Source organism: Pseudomonas sp. FW507-12TSA, assembly GCF_058781435.1.
The window spans coordinates 32,601-46,710 of the sequence record NZ_JBYSWT010000030.1; the positions used below are offsets into that span (position 1 = coordinate 32,601).

Genomic DNA, 14,110 nt, shown 5'->3' on the forward strand with positions numbered 1-14,110 from the left:
TCGTGTTGTTCTTGTTCCAGGCCATATTTGTAAATTGATGCAAAGCTGCTCATGCCCGGAGTTACTTGTCGAGCATTATTTTTCTGACATGGCTATTTAATGGCGCGCTATAGCTGTAACAAATTCTGAGCTGGGCATGGGCTTTCCAAACAAGTAACCCTGGAGCAAATGCACGCCCTTGGCTGTCAGGTAATCCCGTTGTTCGGCAGTTTCAATACCTTCGGCGACTATGCTCAGGTCGAGTTTGAGTGAGAGTTCGATAATGCTGTCCAGTATATGCAGCGACAGTGCATCGGCACCGATCATGGCCACGAAACTCTGGTCGATTTTCAAGTAGTCGACATTGAAGGTGCGCAGATAACCGAGGCTGGAGTGGCCGGTGCCGAAGTCATCGATGGCGATCATCACCCCCAGTTCACGTAATTCAGCGAACAACTGCTGGGTGACGGTCGTAGGCTCGATCAGTTCGCGTTCGGTCAGTTCCAGCACCAGGACCACCTTGCCCGGCTCGAATGCCGCCAGGAACTCCCGGCAGTCCTCCAGCAATTGCAGGTCCTGGCAATGGCGCGCGGTGATATTGATCGCGATATGAAAGCCGTCGGGGAAGTTCCCGGCCCAGGGCGCCAGTACCTCTCGGGTCTGGCGCAGCAACGAACGGGTCATGGGCACGATCAACCCCGTATGTTCGGCGAAGGGAATGAACAGGTCAGGACGGACCAGGCCCTCCCTGGGGTGTTGCCAGCGCATCAGCACTTCGATACCGGCCCACTGCAGGCTGTCGCCGCGCACAATCGGCTGGAAGTACGGGATGAACTCCCGCGCCATCAGTGCCCGCTGCAACTCGTGCCTGGGGGAAACGGCACGTTGTTGCAGCCAGTGGGCGAGGCCGCCGGCGGCGGCGCCGAGGAAGATCAGCAAGCTGAACAGCGCCGGATACTGGCTTTTCATATAGCGCCAGACACTGCCCTGGGCGAACCCGGCATTGACGCTGTAGGGATAGCGTGACGAGCTCAGTTGCTGGCTGGCCACCGCTGCCAGGGGAGCGTTGCCTTCGCGCACCTGGCCGTCACTGGACAACCAATGCCGGCCCACTTGCAGTTGCAACTGAGCGAAACGGCTGAGCATGCGCAGGGTGTTGGTCGGATGATAACCGTTGATGGCCGCCAGGGCCGCGCCTTCGCCAGCGCTCGAGCGGTAGACCAGCAGCGGGGTCTGGGGAGTGACATGGTTGCCATCCATCAGGCGCAGCCGGCCATCCACGTAGTCCCGGGGATCGAGGACCGCCGCGTAGCTGCCCAGGTATGAACTGCAGTAGTTGTTGTCGCGCCACACCAGGTTGGTGGAGCGCACCAGTGGGCGCCGGGTCACTTGTTCGCGCAGGGCCAGTTGCCGGGCGGCGTCGCACTCCTGTCCGGCCAGGGGCAGCAGGGCACGGGCGGCGCTGTCGGAGTGGTCGAGCATCTGGTCGAACTGCTCGATGGCTTCCTCGGCGATTTCCTGGCTGTTGTGCAACAAGGTCCGTTGCGCCTGGAGATATAGGATGACGGCTCCGAGCACGATCGGCAGGAGTATCGCCAGCAAGGTCCAGAAGGTGTGGGTGGAGCGTTGGAGTGGACCTTTGGCGGTCAGCGGCATGGGTCGGACCTGTGGCAAGGGAGAAGGGCAGGGCGCCGGTCACGGACGCGATATTGCCTGGATCATCGCAGGATAGACGGCTTTGCCTGGCTACAGAGACCCTGGGCAAGGTCGATGAAGGCCAGGGTCGCTGGCGATGACTGGCGGCGGTCCAGCACCGCGACACCGATCTTGCGTTGTACCGCTGGCACCAATGGGCGACTTGTATAGCGCGGGTCCGCCCCTTGGGGCAACGACAATTGGGCGACGATGCTCAGGGCATCGCCCCGGGCCACGGTTTCCAGGGTGCTGAGCAATTGTGAGCAGCGATAGCGAATGTTGGGGACCAGCCCGGCGCCAATGAACAACCGCGACACCAGTTCCGCAGAGCCGGCCTCGGTGAGGACGAAGGGATCCTGGCACAGCTGCTCCAGGCTCAGCTGCGACTCGCCGGCCAGGGGATGGCCTGCCGGAACCAGGGCCAGCAGTTGGTCCTGCACCAGGGGGAAGCTGTCGAAGCGTTCCTGGGGCAGCACCACGAAGCCCAGGTCGATACGCCGCTCCTCCAGCCACTGCAGGACCTGGCGGTCCGGTCCTTCGTCGATATGCACTTCGATCCCCGGATACTGGGTGCGGTATTGCGCCAGGATCGGTGGCAGCAGGCGGATGGAGGAGGTGGGGCCGAACGAGCCGATGCGCAAGGTCCCACGCTTCATGCCCCGGGCATCGGCGGCCTCCTGTTCCAACGTCGCTGCCAGGCCGAGCATGGCCCGGGCCCGTGCCAGCAATTGCTGGCCGATGTCGGTGAGCTCGACCTGGGCCTGGTGCCGACGGAACAACTCCACCCCCAGCTCCTGCTCCAGGGACCTGATGGCGTGGGACACCGCCGACTGGCTGATGCCCAGGCGCGTGGCGGCGCTGGTGAAGCCCTGGAACTGGGCCACCCGGGAAAAGATTTCCAGCTGGGTCAGGGTCATGAGTAAAAGCTCATTTTACGATGATCAGGCATTAGACAAAGAATATTCCGGCAAGACAAATCCGACCTTCTTCGAGTGCGATCAACATGAGCGAGAGCAGTTTCTTTGCCCCACTGGCTGCCAGGCACCACGACCTGGGGGTCTATTGCAAGTTGGCGGCGGTGACCATGATCTGGGGCGGCACCTTCGTCGCCGGGCGCTACCTGGCCTCGGGGCTGTCGCCGTTGCTGGCCGCCAGCTTGCGTTTTCTCCTGGCCAGCCTGGCCCTGCTGGGTTTCATGGCCCTGGCGCGAATTCCCCTGGCGCGCCCGAGCTTCAGGCAGCTCGGCCAACTGGCACTCTTGGGGTTCTTCGGGATCTTCTTCTACAACCTGTGCTTCTTCCTCGGCCTGCAGCAGATCAACGCCTCGCGGGCCTCGCTGATCGTCGCCCTGAACCCGGCGGTGATCGCCTTGGCATCCTGGGCACTGTTCAAGGAACGCCTGGACCGGCGCAAGCTGCTGGGTATCGGCCTGTGCCTGGGAGGTGCGGCCCTGGTGATCTGCAGTCGTGATCCTTCGGCCCTGGCCAGCCGGGCGGGGAGTTGGCGCGGCGACTTGTTGATCCTCGGTTGTGTCCTGGGCTGGGGCGTGTATTCGCTGTTTTCCAAGGAACTGAACCAGAGCCTGGGACCGCTGCAGACGGTGACCTACTCGGTGGTGCTGGGAACCTTGATGCTGTGCGCGGCGACCCTGGTGCGCGGCGAATTCGACCTGCAAGCGGTGCTCCACCTGGACCTGGCCCAGGGCCTGGCTCTTCTATACCTGGGCGTACTGGGCTCGGCGCTGGCCTACATCTGGTACTACGACGGTCTGCGGCGGATCGGCGCTACCCGCAGCGGGGTATTCATCGCCCTCAACCCGCTGACGGCGGTGATTCTCGGGGCGCTGCTGCTGGCCGAGCAACTGAGCCTGGTGATGGTGCTGGGGGGCGCGCTGATCCTGGGCGGCATCTACCAGTGCAACCGGCCCCTTGCGAAGGGGACAAGAAAGGCGATTTCATAAAGAGTGCGGACAAAGGCTTTTACGCTGTGTAGAATCTGGTTACGCATACAATAATAAAGTCTTCTGGCAGCAGAAGCCTGGCCAGCCGGCAAGACAGGACCGATATGAAGATTCTCGGATTCCAACTCATCTATGGTGACTTCCTCGCGCGCAGCGTGCGGGGCATTTCTTGCGCACCACCTGCCTTCCTCAGCATTGATAGCAACTAACGATCCGTTAATTCTAAAAATATGATGAGGCGCCAACCATGGCAGATATCTTTGAAAACCCGATGGGCCTGATGGGCTTTGAATTCATCGAATTCGCATCGCCCACCCCCAATACCCTCGAACCGATCTTCGAGATCATGGGTTTCACCAAAGTCGCGACCCATCGTTCAAAAGACGTGCACCTGTATCGCCAAGGCGCGATCAACCTGATCCTCAACAACGAACCCCACAGCATCGCTTCCTACTTCGCCGCGGAACACGGCCCGTCGGTATGCGGCATGGCGTTCCGCGTCAAGAACGCCCAGCAGGCCTACGCCCGCGCCCTGGAACTGGGTGCGCAGCCGATCCACGTCGCCACCGGCCCGATGGAGCTGAACCTGCCGGCGATCAAGGGCATCGGCGGCGCGCCGCTGTACCTGATCGACCGCTACGGCGAAGGCAGCTCGATCTATGACATCGACTTCGTGTTCCTCGAAGGCGTGGACCGCAACCCACCAGGTGCGGGCCTGAAGATCATCGACCACCTGACCCACAACGTGTATCGCGGACGCATGGCCTACTGGGCCGGTTTCTACGAGAAGCTGTTCAACTTCCGCGAGATCCGCTACTTCGACATCAAGGGCGAATACACCGGCCTGACTTCCAAGGCCATGACCGCTCCGGACGGCATGATCCGCATCCCGCTGAACGAGGAATCGTCCAAGGGCGCAGGCCAGATCGAAGAGTTCCTGATGCAGTTCAACGGCGAAGGCATCCAGCACGTGGCCTTCCTCACCGACGACCTGGTCAAGACCTGGGACGCCCTGAAGAAGATCGGCATGCGCTTCATGACCGCACCGCCTGATACCTACTACGAAATGCTCGAAGGGCGCCTGCCAAACCACGGCGAGCCGGTTGATCAACTGCAATCGCGCGGCATCCTGCTCGACGGTGCCTCGGATAAAGAAGACAAGCGCCTGCTGCTGCAGATCTTCTCGGAAACCCTGATGGGCCCGGTGTTCTTCGAATTCATCCAGCGCAAAGGCGACGATGGTTTCGGCGAGGGCAACTTCAAGGCATTGTTCGAATCGATCGAGCGTGACCAGGTACGACGTGGCGTGCTCGCCACCGAATAAGCCGCGTAGCGCTTGAAGCCCAAGCCCGGCCAGGTCTTTCCTGGCCGGGCTTTGTTTTGCCTGTCGGTTGGCGATTGTGAATGTGTTAATGTTCTCGCCTCTGTTTCCAGGCCCCGACCGACTCCTTGATGAAAACCCCCAGACCTTCCCTGACCCTGACCCTGCTGCAGGCCCGTGAGGCCGCCATGGCGTTTTTCCGTCCTTCGTTGAACCAGCACGAGCTCACCGAACAGCAGTGGCGGGTGATCCGCATCCTGCGCCAGAACGGCGAACTGGAGAGCCACCAGCTGGCGAAGATGGCCTGCATCCTGCCGCCAAGCATGACCGGGGTGCTGACGCGCCTGGAGCGCGATGAGTACGTCAGCCGGCGCAAGTCGCCGGAGGACCAGCGCCGCCTGTTCATCACCCTGACCCAGAGGGGCCATGCCTGCTTCGAATCCATGAGCGACGACATGGAGGTCAACTACCAGAGGATCCAGCAGCAGTTCGGCGAGGAAAAGATGCAAGCCTTGCTGGCACTGCTCAACGAACTGAAGCAGATCAAGCCCTGACGCGGCACTGGCGAAAGTAGCCGGGCTCGAGCCAGGGCGAGGCTGCGGGCAGGTTTGCAGAAGCTCTTTGGCTATCCCATTACCCGCGTCGCTGGCGCAGCAGGTGGCGCGCACCCTCGGTGATCAGCACCAGCACCGCCAGCCAGATCGGCACGTAGGTCAGCCATTGGCCCTCCTTGATGCTTTCCCCCAGCAACAGGGCCACCATCAGCAGCAACACCGGCTCCACGTAGCTGAGCAGGCCGAACAGGCTGAAAGCCAGTTGGCGGCTGGCGATGATGTAGCACACCAGCGCCGAGGCGCTGATCAGGCCCAGCAGCGGGATCAGCAGGTACAGCCGGGGCTGGGCATCCAGCACGGCGAAGCCTTGTTCGCCGCCTTGCACCACCCATAGCGCCACCGGTATCAACAGCGCCATGTCCAGCCACAATCCGCCCAGGTGATCGCTGTGCAAGCGCCGGCGCAGGACGAAGTACAGCGGGTAGCCCACGGCCACCACCAGGGTCGCCCAGGAAAAACTGCCGGCTTGGTACAACTCGTTGAGCACGCCGATGCAGGCCAGCGTTGCGGCCACCTTTTGCAGGCGCGACAGGCGCTCGCCATAGACGATGCGTCCGGTGAGGATCATGGTCAGCGGCAGCAGGAAGTAGCCCTGGGATACATCCAGGCTGTAGCCGTTGAGCGGCGCCCACATGAACAGCCACAACTGCACGCCCACCAGGGCCGAGGACAACAGCAGCGCCAGGGCCATGGCCGGCCTGGCGCGCACCCGGCGCAAGACTTCGCCGACCCTTGGCCATTCGCCGGTGAGCAGCATGAACAGGGTCATGCAGGGCAGGGTGAGGAGCATTCGCCAGCCGAAGATCTCCACCCCGGTAAGGGGCGCCAGCAGCGACGTGTAGAAATACATGACGGCGAACAGCACCGACGCCAGGACCGATAACGCAATACCTTTAGACACACTGTCCTCGTAAGACCCGGATGCGCAGGGCGCCGGGAGTTGGGGGGTAAACAAGCGAGGGCAATATAGAGGGTTTGGCGCGAGATTTTTGCTCTGTTTGCGACATGCCGGCGGGATATTTTTTCATTCGTCCCTGAGGCCGCCTCCAGCAATCGCCGGCGGCGGCCCTCGGACCGCCACCGGCAGCTCTCAGTCGAGACGGGCAAAACGCCCCGGGACGAAATGGCTGACATCGTTGAAGCCCGGCGTCGAGGCGTGCCCCGGGGTCACCAGGGAGTCGACGAAGGCCTCGTCCTCGGCGCTGATGCGCACGGCCAGCGCCCGGGCATAGGCGTCCCATTGGGCCTCGGTGCGCGGGCCGACGATGGCCGAGCTCACCGCCTGGTTGTTCAGCACCCAGGCGATGGCGAACTCGACGATACCCACCCCGCGGCCCTGGGCGTACTGCTGGACCTGCTGGGCGATGCGCAGGGACTCCACTCGCCATTCGGTCTCCAGGATGCGCTTGTCCTGGCGGCCGGCGCGGCTGTCGCTGTCCGGGGTCGCGTCGGGTGCGTACTTGCCGCTGAGCACGCCGCGGGCCAGTGGGCTGTAGGGCACCACGCCCAGGCCATAGGCACGGGCCGCGGTGATCTGCTCGCCTTCGGCCTGGCGGTTGACCAGGTTGTACAGCGGCTGGCTGATCACCGGGCGCTCCACGCCCAGCTGGTCGGCAATGCGTACCGCTTCGGCGATCCGCCAACCCCGGTAGTTGGATAACCCCCAGTGGCGGATCTTGCCCTGGCGCAGCAGGTCGCCGATGGCCGCGATGCTCACTTCCAGCGGCGTGTCGTGGTCCTCGCGGTGCAGGTAGTAGATGTCCAGGTAATCGGTGCCGAGCCGGGTCAGGCTGGCCTCGATGGCGTTGCCGATATGCTTGCGGTTCAGGCCGCTGCGATTGGGCACGCCGTCGGCCGGGCCGAAGCCGACCTTGGAGGCCAGCACCCAGTCATGGCGGTGGCGGGCGATGGCCTCGCCGACAATCTCCTCGGAGCGGCCCTGGTTGTAGACATCGGCGGTGTCGATGAAGTTGATGCCCTGGTCCCAGGCCTTGTCGATGATGCGCAGCGAGTCTTCGGTGCTGGTCTGCTCGCCGAACATCATGGTGCCCAGGGTCAGGCTGGAAACCTTGAGGCCGGAGTGACCGAGGATGCGATAGCTCATGGGGCGGGATCCTTGTGCTGGATAGGTGGCGGGGCCGCCCATCAAATACCAGAACCGCACGCCGGGGCAATGCCTGTCACGGACAGAGTTCGCGGCAGCGCTGGACCAGGAAGCCGTGCAGCAAGCGCACCCGTTCGGACACCTGCAGGCGGTGCGGGCACAGCAGGTTGAAGGGCAGTGGCTCCCCTTGCCAATCCGTGAGCAGTGGCACCAGGCGCCCGGCGCGAAGGTCCTCGGCCACATCCAGCCTTGCCTTGTAGACCAGGCCATGGCCGGCCAGGGCCCAGCGCCGGGCTACCTCGCCGTCGTCGCACGAGTAGTCGCCGCGCACCTGGACCTCGCGCACCTGGTCGTCCCGGCTGAAGCGCCAGAGGTCGTAGAGCTGGCCGTCGCGCAGGTAGAGCAGGGCGCTGTGCCGAGCCAGGTCCTCGGGCACCTGCGGTGCGCCATGGCGGGCCAGGTACTGCGGGCTGGCGCAGACCACCCGTCGATGTGCCGCCAGGATCGGCAGGGCCACCAGGCTGGAGTCCCTGGGCACGCCAAAGCGCAGCGCCACATCCACGCTCTCGCGAAACAGGTCGGCATGGCGGTCGTTGAGCTGCAGTTGCAGGCGCAGTTGCGGGTGCTGGCCCTTGAATTCGTCGAGCCAGGGCAGCAACGCGTTGCGCCCGAAATCCGAAGGGGCCGACAACTGCAGCACCCCGCATAGGCCCTGGCCCTGCTGCCCGAGCGCTTGTTCGCCATCCTCCAGGGCGGCCAGGGCCAGGCGCACGCTGTCCAGGTAGCGGCGACCTTCCGGGGTCAGGCGCAGGCTGCGGGTAGAGCGGGCCAGCAGGCGACTGCCCAGGCGGGTTTCCAGGCGCTTCAGGGCGATGCTGGCCGCCGCTGCGGTGAGGCCAAGGCTGCGCGCCGCCGCGGAAATACTGCCTTCGTCGGCAATGCGCACGAAGATCTCCAGGTCGAGGATCGAGCTCATTGATAAAAATCCTTTAAAGATCCTTGCGTTTTAAGCGGATTTTTCTTCGATTGGCAAGCGGTGAAGATGTAATCCCTTTACTTCACAACAGGTGATCGCAATGACTCTTTCCAATCCAGGCTTGCATAAGCAGACCGTCGTGGTGATCGGGGCCGGCAGTGGCATCGGCGCCGCCGTGGCGCACCAGGCCGCCGCCCGTGGCGCCCGGGTAGTGCTGGCCGGGCGCGATCTCAAGGCCTTGCAGCGCCAGCAGGCACGCCTGCCGGAGTCGGCCCGGGCGCTGAGCGTGGACATCACCGACAGCGCCAGCCTGGAGGCCTTGTTCCAGGCCGTGGGCGGCTTCGATCACCTGGTGATCAGCGCCGGTCCGGCCATTGCTCCCAAACCCTTGGCCGACACTGACCTGCAGGACGCCCAGCGGGCCTTCGAGGTCAAGTTCTGGGGTATCTGGCGCGCCGTGCAGGCCGCGCTGCCATACCTGGCGGCACGGGGCAGCATCAGCCTGACCTCGGGCATGTTGTCGCGCAAGATGGTCCCGGGGCAGGTGCTCAAGACCACCCTCAATGCCGCCCTCGATGCCCTGGGCAAGCACCTGGCCAAGGAGCTGGCGCCACGGCGGGTGAACGTGATCAGCCCGGGGATCACCGATACCGAGGCCTACGCCGGCATGCCCGCCGATGCCCGAGCGGCGATGTTCGCCAAGGCGGCCGCGAGCTTGCCGGTCGGTCGGGTCGGGGAGCCGGGGGAGGTGGCGGCGGCTTTCATCCTGGCCATGGAGAACGGCTTCATCAACGGCAGCCTGATCGATGTCGACGGTGGAGGCCTGTTATGAACTGGCGCTTCGACCACCTGGCCTTCAACACCGATGGTGGCTCGACCCTGCCCCAGGCCTTTGCCGAGCTATTGGGGCTGCAAGCGGGCCGCCGTCCGCCGTTTCCCTTCCCCGGGCGCTGGCTGTACCAGGATGATCAGGCGCTGGTGCATGTCATCGAGCAGGATGCTTGCCCCGCGCCACAGCTGAGCCATATCGCCTTCAGCACCCAGGAGGCCGCTGCCGCGGTCTTGCTGCGGGTGCAGGCCAGCGGTCTTGAGTACCAAGTGGCGCAGGTGCCGGAAGATGGCCTCTGGCAGATCTTCGTGCGCCTGCCCGGTGGCCTGCTGCTGGAGCTGGACGCCCCGGCATCGGGGGCGTTGACCGGCAGTCATGATTACGCCCGGCATCCTGGCGCGCCGGACTGAAGCCGCCACGAAAAAAGCCCGTTCCAGCCGATGCTCGAACGGGCTTTTGCCGCAGCCGGGGCTCAGCGATGCAAGGTACGGGTCATGCGCAGGGCCAACAGGGCGCCGGCGACGATCACTGTCGCCAGCAGGTACAGGGCGGCATCGGTGGAACCGGTGCTGTCCTTGACCCAGCCGACGATGTAGGGGCTGAGGAAGCCGGCCATCTGGCCCATGGAGTTGATCAATGCCAGGCCACCGGCGGCGGCCCCGGCGCTGAGCAGCGCGGTAGGCACCGGCCAGAACATCGGCAGGCCGGTGAGGGCACCCATGGTGGCGATGCTCAGGCCGAGGATGGCGATGGCCGGGTTGGCGGCGAAGTTCACCGCGATCAGCAGCCCCACGGCGCCCATCAGCATGGGTACCACGAGGTGCCAGCGGCGCTCCTTGTTCAGGTCCGCCGAACGTCCTACCAGCAGCATGAACACGGCCGCCAGCAGGTAGGGAATAGCGCTGAGCCAGCCGATCACCAGGTTATCGGCGAACCCCAGGTTCTTGATGATCGACGGCAGCCAGAAGTTGATGGCGTAGACCCCGCTCTGGATGCAGAAGTAGATCAGGCCGAAGGCCCAGATCGCCGGGTTCTTGAACACCTGGGCCAGGGAGTCGCTGGCGGTCTTGGGCTGGTTGGCGGCGTCTGCGGCCTGGTCGGCCTCGAGCATGGCGCGCTCGGCCGGGCTCAGCCACTTGGCGTGGGCGAAGCCGTCGCTCAGCAGGAAGTAGGCCAGGGCGCCGAGCACCACGGTGGGGATGCCCTGCAGCAGGAACATCCACTGCCAGCCGGCGAGGCCACCCTGGCCTGCGGCGAAATGATTGAGGATCCAGCCGGAGAACGGGCTGCCCAAAAGGCCCGAGACCGGGATCGCCGACATGAACAGGGCCATGATCCGGCCACGGCGGAAGGTCGGGAACCACTGCGACAGGTACAGCACCACGCCAGGGAAGAAGCCGGCTTCGGCAGCGCCGGTGAACAGGCGCAGGGTGTAGAACTGGGTTGGCGTAGTGACGAACAGCAGGCAGGTGGACAGCGTGCCCCAGGCGATCATCATCAGGGCGATCCAGCGCCGCGGCCCGAAGCGGGTCAGCGCCAGGTTGCTGGGCACGCCGCACAGCACGTAGCCGATGAAGAAGATCCCGGCGCCCAGGCCATAGACCGTTTCGCTGAACTTCAGGGCGTCGAGCATCTGCAACTTGGCGAAGCCGACGTTGACCCGGTCCAGGTAGTTGAACAGGTAGCAGATGAAGATGAAGGGGATCAGGCGCAGGGTGATGCGCTTGTAGACGGCGTTCTTGTCGTCAGCCTGGGCCAGGGCGGCAGCGGCTCTGTGTGACATGCTGGATCTCTCTTTATTATGATTTTGCACGGTGCAAAGGGTAACGTTGACCGCCCCGAGAGTCTCGGCCACCCTGGCGCCGCTGTCTTTGTGCCGGCGCACAGCGAATGCCGTGCCCCCCCTGTGCCACTGAACAACGCCGCGCGTGCCGTGGCCCGCCCTGTCGTAGCCAACCCAAGGATCACCGAGCATGTTCGAACTCGATCATGACCTGGCACAGGACATCGTCGACCGCACGATGGCCATCCTGCCCAACAACGTCAACGTCATGGACAGCCAGGGCCTGATCCTGGGCAGCGGCGAGCCGGAGCGCATCAATACCCGCCATGAGGGTGCGCAGCTGGTATTGGCCAACGGCCGGGTGGTGGAGATCGACGAACCCACCGCCCGCCGGCTCAAGGGCGTGCAGCCGGGGATCAACCTGCCGCTGTTGCACGACCAGCGCTTGATCGGAGTGCTGGGCATCACCGGTGATCCGGCGTTGCTGCGCACCTACGCCGAACTGGTACGCATGACCGCCGAAATGCTGGTGAGCCAGCGACACCAGCAGGCCGAACAGCAATGGCGCCGCCAGCGCTGCGATGACCTGCTGGCATTGCTGCTGGGCGAGGGTGGCGACTCGCCGCGCCTGGTGGACGAGGCGCGGCAGATGGGTCTCAAGCCGCAATTGGCGCGCATTCCCTATCTGTTCGAGCTGGGGCTGGAAGCCGGGGCGGGGCAGGACGTCGATGCCCTCAGCGCCTGGTTGATGTCCCGCTATCCGGACAGCTGGTGCGTCAGTGCCGCGCAAACGTCGTTGCTCTGGTGCCGGCCGGCGAGCCTGACCCTGGACGACCCGCGCCTGCTGGAGCGGCTCGTCGGCCTGGGCTGGGATATCCAGCGGGTGGCGGTGGGCGGGCCGGCCGAGGGCCTCTCGGGGTTGCGCCGCTGCTACCGACGGGTTAGCGACCTGCTGGCTTATGGGCGCGATATCCTGCCCGCTAGCCGCCTGCTGACCCTGGATCGCTACCGGCTGCCGGTGATGCTCTGGCGCCACCGCAACGAGGATGCCCTGGACGAGTTGCTCAGCCCCTTGCACAAGGTCCTGGCCAAGGACGGCAACGGTCAGTTGCTCGCGACCCTGCGCAGTTGGTGCGAACACGACGGCCAGAGCCAGGCCTGTGCCGACGCCCTGGGCATCCACCGCAACAGCCTGCGCTACCGCATGGAGCGCATTGCCGAACTCAGCGGCGTCGACCCGTTGCGCCTGGACGGCATGCTGTCGCTGTACCTGGCCGTACAACTGCTGCCCCAGCAACCCGCCACCCAATTCGTACCTGAATAACGGCGGTGCCGGTATTACGGGTGCTGCGCCCGCGGTCGCAGCCTCGCCAACGCGGTCCATGGGTTCCATCTGGATAATGGCGCCCCTTCATCCCGACTGCGCAGCTTGTAGCAATGAACAATAAAGTGCCTGCGCCCTTGTGCAGCGGACCGGCGTCAGCCGCTGCGGCAAATGGCAGCATGGCGCCACAAGAACCGGAGATAGCCCCATGAAGATCATCATCGCCCCCGACTCGTTCAAGGACAGCCTGAGTGCCGAAGGCGTGGCCCAGGCCATCGCCCAAGGGCTGGCCGAGGCCTGGCCCGAAGCCCAGGTGCTGCAGTGCCCGATGGCCGATGGTGGCGAGGGCACGGTGGAATCGGTACTCGCCGCATGCCAGGGGCAACTGCGCAGCACCCGGGTCCAGGGCCCGCTGGGTAGCGAAGTGCAGGCCCGCTGGGGCTGGCTGGCATCGAGCCACACGGCGATCATCGAAATGGCCGAGGCCAGCGGCCTGCAACGGGTGCCGCCAGGCCAGCGCGATGCCTGCCACAGCAGCACCTTCGGTACCGGTGAACTGATCCAGGCGGCCCTGGACGCCGGCGCCCGGCGCATCATCCTGGCCATCGGCGGCAGCGCCACCAACGACGGCGGGGCCGGAGCCCTGCAAGCCCTGGGGCTCAAGCTGCTGGACCGCCGGGGCCAGGCGCTGCCCCGGGGTGGCCTGGCCCTGGCCGACCTGGCCAGCATCGAGCTCGACGCCATGGACCCGCGCCTGGCCCAGGTGCGTTTCGAGATCGCCGCCGACGTCAATAATCCCCTGTGTGGCGAGCAGGGGGCCTCGGCCATCTTCGGCCCGCAAAAGGGTGCCTCGGCGCAGCAGGTCCAGGCCCTGGACCAGGCCCTGGGGCACTTTGCCGATCTCTGCGCCCAGGTGCTGCCCAGGGACGTGCGTGACGAACCCGGTAGTGGCGCCGCCGGTGGCCTGGGATTCGCCGCCAAGGCGTTTCTCGGCGCGAGGTTCCGCCCCGGGGTGGAAGTGGTCGCCGAGCTGGTGGGATTGGAACAGGCGGTGCGTGGCGCCGACCTGGTGATCACTGGCGAAGGACGCTTCGATGCCCAGACCCTGCGTGGCAAGACGCCCTTCGGCGTGGCGCGGATCGCTCGCCAGCAAGGGGTGCCGGTGATCGTCATCGCCGGCACCCTCGGCGAGGGCTACCAGCAGATGTACGCCCATGGCGTGGACGCGGCCTTCGCCCTGACCTCCGGGCCCATGAGCCTGGAGCAAGCCTGCGCCGAGGCCCCGCGATTGTTGCGCGAACGGGCGGCGGACATCGCCCGGCTCTGGCGCCTGGCCGCTACCCGCCAGGCCAGTGTCTAACAGGCCGTTGAAAAATGTAGGCGAGGCAGCCAGCGCAAGGCGAAAACAGGCGAAAAAGCGCAATTTACATGTGGTAAATGAGCATTTTGACCGGGCTGGCGCACCAGCCTGTTTTCAACGCAGCGATGGCAACGCAGGCAGATTTTCAACGGTCTGCTAGCGCAA

The 14,110-nt window shown here is 64.8% G+C and carries 13 protein-coding genes; 7 read left to right on the top strand and 6 right to left on the bottom strand.

The window, feature by feature from the left end:
* Positions 1-96: 96 nt before the first annotated feature.
* Positions 97-1,635: an EAL domain-containing protein gene (locus AC3WK8_RS24660; protein WP_103326072.1), complete on the bottom strand. Its 1,539-nt coding sequence runs from the start codon at positions 1,633-1,635 to the stop codon at positions 97-99.
* A gap of 62 nt (positions 1,636-1,697) precedes the next feature.
* Positions 1,698-2,591 (bottom strand): LysR family transcriptional regulator, encoded by an 894-nt coding sequence (locus AC3WK8_RS24665; RefSeq protein WP_103326073.1) that lies wholly within the window; start codon positions 2,589-2,591, stop codon positions 1,698-1,700.
* An 86-nt stretch (positions 2,592-2,677) separates the two neighbouring features.
* Between AC3WK8_RS24665 and AC3WK8_RS24670 the strand changes: the two genes are divergently transcribed.
* The 3 genes from AC3WK8_RS24670 to hpaR all read left to right on the top strand — a co-directional run bounded on the left by AC3WK8_RS24670 (position 2,678) and on the right by hpaR (position 5,509).
* On the top strand, positions 2,678-3,634 hold the full coding sequence (locus AC3WK8_RS24670; protein WP_103326074.1) for a DMT family transporter: 957 nt from the start codon (positions 2,678-2,680) through the stop codon (positions 3,632-3,634).
* Between the two features lie 247 nt (positions 3,635-3,881).
* Complete coding sequence (gene hppD / locus AC3WK8_RS24675) at positions 3,882-4,958, top strand: 4-hydroxyphenylpyruvate dioxygenase (protein WP_022639100.1); 1,077 nt, start codon at positions 3,882-3,884, stop codon at positions 4,956-4,958.
* A 128-nt stretch (positions 4,959-5,086) separates the two neighbouring features.
* A complete protein-coding gene (gene hpaR, locus AC3WK8_RS24680) occupies positions 5,087-5,509 on the top strand; it encodes a homoprotocatechuate degradation operon regulator HpaR (protein WP_085599865.1) in 423 nt (140 codons plus the stop codon).
* Between the two features lie 79 nt (positions 5,510-5,588).
* Here the strand turns inward: hpaR and rarD are convergent, their stop codons facing one another.
* From rarD to AC3WK8_RS24695, 3 genes are all read right to left on the bottom strand, one after another.
* Entirely contained in the window at positions 5,589-6,470 is an 882-nt protein-coding gene (rarD, locus tag AC3WK8_RS24685; protein WP_085599867.1) for an EamA family transporter RarD, read from the bottom strand.
* A 189-nt stretch (positions 6,471-6,659) separates the two neighbouring features.
* Positions 6,660-7,673 carry an aldo/keto reductase gene (locus AC3WK8_RS24690; RefSeq protein ID WP_103326075.1) on the bottom strand — a complete coding sequence of 338 codons (1,014 nt, stop codon included), beginning with the start codon at positions 7,671-7,673 and terminating at the stop codon, positions 6,660-6,662.
* Positions 7,674-7,749: 76 nt separating this feature from the next.
* Positions 7,750-8,649, bottom strand: coding sequence for a LysR family transcriptional regulator (locus AC3WK8_RS24695; RefSeq protein ID WP_103326076.1), 900 nt, complete (start codon positions 8,647-8,649; stop codon positions 7,750-7,752).
* Between the two features lie 100 nt (positions 8,650-8,749).
* Between AC3WK8_RS24695 and AC3WK8_RS24700 the strand changes: the two genes are divergently transcribed.
* Together AC3WK8_RS24700 and AC3WK8_RS24705 are read left to right on the top strand one after the other, a co-directional pair.
* A complete protein-coding gene (locus AC3WK8_RS24700) occupies positions 8,750-9,481 on the top strand; it encodes an SDR family oxidoreductase (protein WP_103326077.1) in 732 nt (243 codons plus the stop codon).
* On the top strand, positions 9,478-9,888 hold the full coding sequence (locus AC3WK8_RS24705) for a VOC family protein (protein WP_022639094.1): 411 nt from the start codon (positions 9,478-9,480) through the stop codon (positions 9,886-9,888). The genes AC3WK8_RS24700 and AC3WK8_RS24705 overlap by 4 nt, the downstream gene beginning before the upstream one ends.
* Positions 9,889-9,950: 62 nt before the next feature.
* Here AC3WK8_RS24705 and AC3WK8_RS24710 read toward each other — a convergent pair whose 3' ends face one another.
* On the bottom strand, positions 9,951-11,261 hold the full coding sequence (locus AC3WK8_RS24710; RefSeq protein ID WP_103326078.1) for an MFS transporter: 1,311 nt from the start codon (positions 11,259-11,261) through the stop codon (positions 9,951-9,953).
* Between the two features lie 190 nt (positions 11,262-11,451).
* Between AC3WK8_RS24710 and AC3WK8_RS24715 the strand changes: the two genes are divergently transcribed.
* Together AC3WK8_RS24715 and AC3WK8_RS24720 are read left to right on the top strand one after the other, a co-directional pair.
* A complete protein-coding gene (locus AC3WK8_RS24715; protein ID WP_103326079.1) occupies positions 11,452-12,585 on the top strand; it encodes a sugar diacid recognition domain-containing protein in 1,134 nt (377 codons plus the stop codon).
* Between the two features lie 208 nt (positions 12,586-12,793).
* Positions 12,794-13,945 (top strand): glycerate kinase, encoded by a 1,152-nt coding sequence (locus AC3WK8_RS24720; RefSeq protein WP_103326080.1) that lies wholly within the window; start codon positions 12,794-12,796, stop codon positions 13,943-13,945.
* Positions 13,946-14,110: the final 165 nt, after the last annotated feature.

Coding starts and splice junctions, on each gene's coding strand:
- AC3WK8_RS24660 (WP_103326072.1), bottom strand. CDS start 1,635: ATGCCGCTGACCGCCAAAGGTCCACTCCAACGCTCCACCCACACCTTC.
- AC3WK8_RS24665 (WP_103326073.1), bottom strand. CDS start 2,591: ATGACCCTGACCCAGCTGGAAATCTTTTCCCGGGTGGCCCAGTTCCAG.
- AC3WK8_RS24670 (WP_103326074.1), top strand. CDS start 2,678: ATGAGCGAGAGCAGTTTCTTTGCCCCACTGGCTGCCAGGCACCACGAC.
- hppD (WP_022639100.1), top strand. CDS start 3,882: ATGGCAGATATCTTTGAAAACCCGATGGGCCTGATGGGCTTTGAATTC.
- hpaR (WP_085599865.1), top strand. CDS start 5,087: ATGAAAACCCCCAGACCTTCCCTGACCCTGACCCTGCTGCAGGCCCGT.
- AC3WK8_RS24690 (WP_103326075.1), bottom strand. CDS start 7,673: ATGAGCTATCGCATCCTCGGTCACTCCGGCCTCAAGGTTTCCAGCCTG.
- AC3WK8_RS24695 (WP_103326076.1), bottom strand. CDS start 8,649: ATGAGCTCGATCCTCGACCTGGAGATCTTCGTGCGCATTGCCGACGAA.
- AC3WK8_RS24700 (WP_103326077.1), top strand. CDS start 8,750: ATGACTCTTTCCAATCCAGGCTTGCATAAGCAGACCGTCGTGGTGATC.
- AC3WK8_RS24705 (WP_022639094.1), top strand. CDS start 9,478: ATGAACTGGCGCTTCGACCACCTGGCCTTCAACACCGATGGTGGCTCG.
- AC3WK8_RS24710 (WP_103326078.1), bottom strand. CDS start 11,261: ATGTCACACAGAGCCGCTGCCGCCCTGGCCCAGGCTGACGACAAGAAC.
- AC3WK8_RS24715 (WP_103326079.1), top strand. CDS start 11,452: ATGTTCGAACTCGATCATGACCTGGCACAGGACATCGTCGACCGCACG.
- AC3WK8_RS24720 (WP_103326080.1), top strand. CDS start 12,794: ATGAAGATCATCATCGCCCCCGACTCGTTCAAGGACAGCCTGAGTGCC.